Below are 6,676 nucleotides of genomic sequence, written 5' to 3'. Positions count from 1 at the left end.
CTCTGACCTGATGATCTTCATCGCTTAAAGCTTCTATTAAAGGATCTACTGCACGAAGATCGCCTATATCTCCCAATGCTTTGGCTGCCCCTTCCCTGACCTGATGATCTTCATCGCTTAAAGCTTCTATTAAAGGATCTACGGCAGGTTCTCCTATGTAAGACAATGCTTCAATTAATCCTCTTTCAACCCGAGAATCTAAGTTTTCTATAAAAAGATCTATGATGCAAAGATCGCTTATACCTACTAATGTATTCTCCAATACCTCAACTACTTCTCTCCCACCGATTAAATTTCTTCCCTCTAATATTTTTCCTAATACCTGCGCTGCCCCTTCCCTGACCTGATGATCTTCATCGCTTAAAGCTTCTATTAAAGGATCTACGGCAGGTTCTCCTATGTAAGACAATGCTTTAGACAACATACATATAACCATAGAACTCATAGAATTCTCATCACTTAAAGCTTCTATTAAAGAATCTACGGCAGGTTCTCCTATATCTCCCAATGCTTTGGCTGCCCCTTCTCTGACCTGATGATCTTCATCGCTTAAAGCTTCTATTAAAGGATCTACTGCACGAAGATCGCCTATATCTCCCAATGCTTTGGCTGCATGAATGCGAAAAACCAAGCAACCCTCGCTCAATGTTCTCATCAAAGGTTCTACCACATGATAATCCCCTAAATCTATCAATCTATTAAGAGCTTCCTCTCTTTCGTAAAAATCTTCGCCATAAAACAAAAGATTCACATTTTTAGCTACCTCTAAATCATTTTCATCACCTATATTTTCTATACGATTTATTGTTTCATTTCGTATATTGTAGTCAGACTCATCAATAATCGTATCTATTAGAACAGCTGCATCAAAAATATCAGAAATGTTGGTTATTATAAACCCTAGGTTATCTAGGTCAATAGACCCAAAAGAAATGCCCTCTAAAACTAAAGGGTTATTAATACTAGAGTCAAAGCCAGTAAAATAATTAGAAGGTGGTAATGCCCCAAAAGTACATCCCCTCTCTTCTTCAGAACTAGCTATCGGTGAAAACATTGCAATAAAAACAAATGTTGTTATTAAAAGAATGGCGTATCGACGGTTAATTATATTTAGGTTTTCCATATATATCTGATTTATACCATAAAAAACAGTATTTTACAAACTTACTAAAGATATTTATATTGTACCAATTGGAGATAAAATTACCCCTACTGCGTGAAAAGACTATTTATTGTAAATTATTATGCTATAGCTATTTATTCTCAGCCTTGGATAAGTTGCGCAACTTTTTAACCAATAATACTGAAGATAGCACCTGCGTATTTTGAAATACTCAACATTTATTCAATAGTTAACCAACTATTTGACAACAATGAAATTATATGGGATAAATATAAAAAAGGAGTACAAATGAAAACATATATGAATAGAAAATTTAGTTTCATTATATTATTTGTTTTTTGTTCCATTTTATTATTATCCAATCCATGTTTTGCCCGAAGAATTAAAGCAGACTCTAATTTTACTGACATACAGGTGGCATGGGGAATAATTTTCTGTGAAGATGTGATTCGAAACTACGATATCCTAACCTCTAATAATTTTGGAGGCTCTTTGACGAGAGATGAAAAACTTACACTTCAAAGCTACCTTAAAGGAAATTTATATCTTAATTCAGCATCTAAATATTTTGCTGAGAGCAGAAATATGAGTACAATTACAGCACGTACAATTATAGTTGGTGCCAGAATTGCAGCAAAATATGAACTACATATGCTTGGGATATCAAGTGTAATAGCATATCTCACTGATAATGATATGGATTCTTCACGAGCAGAAGCAGGAATAATTATGGATAATCAACTAATTGAACCCAGTGAGGCACGACGAATACTTCAAGAAGCTAAAGAATTGTTCGACGGATAATACTGACACAACTCTTACTGCATTAATCAATCCTACTATTTTCTGCATTAATAAAACAGTTGGCGTCTTTATACTATTTTATTACGCATTAATGCCAAATAGACCTAAAATATAGGAATAGCATGTTAATCAGAGATATAGAAGCTACGCTACCAATTTCTTCAAAAATCAATTTAACAGGCAGGCATGTAAAGATATTTATGGGGCAAAATAATCAATAAATAGCAAAAACACTGTTAAATACCATCTTTTGATAATGGTGGAATTTAGAGATAACGAGAGGTATAAAAACAGATATTTTGCATGTTTTTAAGAGAGCTTTATTCACATTTGTAAACAGAGAGGTTTTATCGGTTGAGTTAACTTCTGCTATAATGCTCTAAGTCTTTAACTCTTGGCGAGATAAAAAACAGTCCCGAATGACAACTATTGTTCGGGACTGTTAAATTCTCTGTTCAACATTTCCGAGCAAAATAGATGGCTCCCCGTACAAACATTAGGCATAACACTATCTCTGAGTATTATACATACAAAAAGGTACTATACAACCGAAAATATAGGAACAACGTGCTAATCAGAGATATAGTTTTAATGGTATTATCGCCGCCCCGGAAGAGGCTCGAACTTGTATTTAACAGGCTAATTTGTCCAATTTTGTCCGGTATTTCAGAGTGTTAATTTTCATAACTCTTTTACTTTTAAACAGTTACAAGATGTTCACCCCATAAGGCTGGACATCTAGCTAAGAATGAGTAAATTCTTACGCAAATAGGAGCTTGCTTGACTATGATTTTCTTACATTTACAATAAACTATCTCACATGTTAATCAAAATCAAATGATTTGACCATGCTTAAAAGAATGTTTTCATACCGATCATACCTTTTAAATGCCTTTTCTCTTGAACCGTCGAGAACATTTCCTGTTATTATATAAAGATGGTTATTTCTCACAATCTGTGCCTGATACCCTATCCATATGCTTCGGAGATTTTATAAAGAAATGACGGTGTGTTAAGGATGCTTTTCAAATCTTCATTTGCCTTAATAACAGATGAATCAAATTGCTATCTTTACTTCTTAAGAGCTGCAGCTATAAATTCTCTGAACAGAGGATGGGCCTTGTCAGGTTTAGATTTAAATTCTGGATGAAACTGACAGGCAATAAACCAAGGATGCTCTTTAATCTCTATCATCTCAACTAAATCTTTATCTGGATTAAGCCCAGAGAATACCATACCTCCTGCGCCTAACCTCTCACGATAATTATTATTAAACTCATATCTATGCCTATGTCTCTCCAGCATCTTACTCTGTTTGTATATAGAATAAGCTAATGTATTTTGCTTAAGTCTGCATTCATAAGCACCTAAACGCATCGTAGCGCCCTTACTCTCTATTTTTTCCTGCTCTTCCAAAAGACTGATGACCGGATATTTAGTCTCTTTGTCAAACTCTGTAGAATTAGAATCTTTAAGCCCTGAGACATTTCTAGCAAACTCTATCACTGCTATCTGCATTCCTAAACAGATACCAAAGAATGGAATATTGTTCTCCCTTGCAAACTGGGCTGCTTTAATCTTCCCTTCTATTCCTCTATGTCCAAAACCTCCTGGAATAAGAATACCGCTTACACCACTGAGTTTTTTTTCAACCCCACTTTTTTCTAAATCTTCGGAGTCTATTCTCTTTATATTCAACTTTGCATCATTTGCTATAGACCCATGAATCAAAGCCTCATATATAGACTTATAAGCATCTTGAAGAGTGATATACTTTCCAACCACCGCTATAGAGACTTGTTTAGAGGGGGACTTTATTCTTTCAACAACATCTTTTCCCCATCTAGAAAGCTTCTTATCTTCACATTTTAAATTGAGATCCCGGACAATTAATTTATCTAATCCTTCCTCTTCAAGAATTAAAGGCAACTCATATATGCTCTTTACATCTATCGCCGGGATAACAGCCTCTTTATTCACATTGCAAAAAAGAGCTATTTTATCTTTTGCTTCTTTACTAATCTTTCTCTCGCTCCTACATAAAATAATATTGGGGATTATTCCTATCTCTCTCAATCTACCCACGCTATGCTGCGTAGGCTTAGTCTTAATCTCACCAGCAGCCTTTAAATAAGGAACGAGAGTTACGTGTATACTGATAGCATAGCCCGCCCCGACTTCAAGCATTAGTTGTCTAATGGCTTCAAGAAATGGCAAACTCTCGATATCTCCAACAGTACCGCCTATCTCTACTATAACAACATCAACCCTCTGATCGTAGGCTACCTTCTTTATCCCATTCTTTATTTCATCAGTTATATGGGGTATTATCTGAACAGTCTTACCTAAATAATCTCCCCTCCTCTCCTTCGATATTACAGATTCATAGATCTTACCAGCAGTAATATTGTTATATTTCGTCAATTTAGCATTTGTGAAACGCTCATAATGCCCTAGATCAAGATCGGTTTCTGCTCCATCTTCAGTAACATATACCTCACCATGCTGAAAAGGATTCATAGTTCCAGGATCTACATTAAGATAAGGATCGCATTTAATAAGCGTTACTGTTAAACCTCTCTCTTCGAGCAACTTAGCTATAGATGCCGCAGCAATACCTTTACCAAGACTTGAAACAACACCACCGGTTATAAAGATATACTTAGACATTTAACCTCCTCCTTTCTAACACATTTTTAGATATCTTCTTAGGTATCTTAGTAGGGTATTTTCCATCAAAGCAAGCAGTACAAAACTTGTCTTTAGGTAATAGCATCGATTTAAGCATGCCTTCGATACTTAAGTATTTCAAGCTATCTAAGCCTATAAAATCTCTTATCTTATTAATAGGATATTTAGCAGCAATCAATTCTCTCTTTGTAGGAAAATCTATTCCATAAAAACAAGGGTATTTTAATGGAGGACAACTAACCCTCATGTGAATCTCCTTTGCCCCCGCTTCCCGTAAAGTCTTAATCCTAGCTTTACTTGTTGTGCCCCGAACAATAGAATCTTCGATAACAGCAATAGTCTTACCTTTTAGAACTTCTTTTATAGGGTTGAGCTTAACCTTTACTTTAAAATCTCGTATAGACTGAGTTGGCTGGATAAAGGTCCTGCCTACATAATGGTTGCGTATCATACCTATTTCTAGCGGAGATTTAGATTTCTTAGCAAACCCTACCGCAGCATAACTACCTGAATCAGGAATTGGAATAACTAAATCACACTTAGCAGGACACTCTTTTGCTAATTGTTCACCTAAACGTTTCCGCGTAAGATAAACATTTCCCCCAAATATATTACTATCTGGTCTTGAGAAATATATATATTCAAATATACATAATGAATTTTTGACTTTAGGAAAGGGCTTGATTGATTCTACTTTGTTATCCTTTATCAATACTATCTCTCCAGGTTCAATATCTCTAATATATTCTGCTTGGATAAGGTCAAAAGCAGACGTCTCGCTGGAGAGAGTATACGCTCCATCAATCTTACCTAAACATAATGGTCGAAATCCATGGGGATCTCTAGCCCCTATTAAAATATCGTCTATCATTAAAACTAACGAATAGGCTCCATCTAATTTAGCTAATGCACTTGTTACTCTATCTTTAATTTCATTATGAGCAGATTGAACAATAAGATGCACTATCACCTCAGAATCCATAGTCGTCTGAAAAATAGAACCCCTCTCTTCTAATCGTTCTCGCAATTCTAAAATATTAGTAAGATTACCATTGTGAGCTATAGCAATATGACCTTTTTTATGTTTTACTAAGAAAGGCTGGATATTAGTTCTGACACTAGAACCAGTAGTAGAATAACGAACATGACCCAAGGCTATATCTCCACGTAAAGAACGTATTATCTTCTCAGTAAATAGATCGCGCACAACTCCCATGCCAGTATGACTTCTCAATCTCTTACCGTCATAACTAATAATACCAGCACTCTCTTCTCCTCTATGCTGCAAAGCGTAGAGCCCAAGATAAGTAAGTCTTGCTGCATCCTTATGCCCTATCGTTCCAAATATTCCACACATTAAGTCAACCTATATTCCTTTCTAGAGCCTTTATTAACTCTGGTAATCTGTTTTACCTTATCTCTTCTCTTTATCTAGAATACCCATATAATCTTGTATAGAATTAACTGTAAAATCTCCTTTAATTAGAGACTCTATTCCATTGACTGCCGCTTGAGCTCCATGGATTGTAGTAATGCAGGGTATACCTTGTAATACCGCGAAACTTCTTATCGGTTTCATGTCAGACTGACTTCTACCACCAGAGGGTGTATTGATTATTAAGTCTATCTTCCCTTCTTTGATTAGATCTAAAATCTGATTACTACTCTCGCTTATCTTATTCACAATCCCCGCATCTATACTGTTAGAAATTAAAACTTTTAAAGTACCTTTTGTAGCTAAAATTTTAAAACCCATATCAAAAAGTTTTTTAGCAATAAAAACAATGTCTCTTTTATCGTCGTCCTTAACACTTATAAACACAGCCCCTTTGCTAGGCAAAGTAGTCCCGGCAGCCATTTGAGATTTATAAAATGCTACACCAAAAGATCTGTCTATACCCATGACCTCTCCTGTAGATTTCATCTCAGGGCCCAATATGATATCCACTCCAGAAAACCTTGAAAAAGGCAATACAGACTCTTTAACAGAAAAATAACTTGGCATCCTCTCTACAATTAATCCAAGCTCGGACAGACTCTTACCAGCCATAACTTTTG

At 35.5% G+C, this 6,676-nt stretch carries 5 protein-coding genes; 1 reads left to right on the top strand and 4 read right to left on the bottom strand.

Annotated elements, in window-relative coordinates:
• On the bottom strand, window positions 1-1,123 hold a 1,123-nt coding region (locus P9X27_06640; GenBank protein ID MDP8254053.1), incomplete at its 3' end, for a HEAT repeat domain-containing protein.
• Window positions 1,124-1,567: 444 nt separating this feature from the next.
• On the opposite strand from P9X27_06640, the gene P9X27_06635 reads away from it, so the two are divergent.
• Window positions 1,568-1,927: a hypothetical protein gene (locus tag P9X27_06635; protein MDP8254052.1), complete on the top strand. Its 360-nt coding sequence runs from the start codon at window positions 1,568-1,570 to the stop codon at window positions 1,925-1,927.
• Between the two features lie 1,071 nt (window positions 1,928-2,998).
• Here P9X27_06635 and P9X27_06630 read toward each other — a convergent pair.
• From P9X27_06630 to carB, 3 genes are all read right to left on the bottom strand, one after another.
• Window positions 2,999-4,597: a CTP synthase gene (locus P9X27_06630; GenBank protein MDP8254051.1), complete on the bottom strand. Its 1,599-nt coding sequence runs from the start codon at window positions 4,595-4,597 to the stop codon at window positions 2,999-3,001.
• The gene (gene purF / locus P9X27_06625; protein MDP8254050.1) at window positions 4,590-5,975 is read right to left on the bottom strand and encodes an amidophosphoribosyltransferase; all 1,386 of its coding nucleotides are present in this window, start codon (window positions 5,973-5,975) and stop codon (window positions 4,590-4,592) included. Before purF ends, P9X27_06630 begins: the two co-directional genes overlap by 8 nt.
• 57 nt (window positions 5,976-6,032) lie before the next feature.
• On the bottom strand, window positions 6,033-6,676 hold a 644-nt coding region (gene carB / locus P9X27_06620), incomplete at its 5' end, for a carbamoyl phosphate synthase large subunit (GenBank protein MDP8254049.1).

The organism is Candidatus Kaelpia aquatica, assembly GCA_030765335.1.
Lineage (GTDB): Bacteria > Omnitrophota > Gorgyraeia > Kaelpiales > Kaelpiaceae > Kaelpia > Kaelpia aquatica.
Note: the sequence above shows the minus strand (reverse complement) of the source record. Positions and strands in the feature narration are given on the sequence as shown.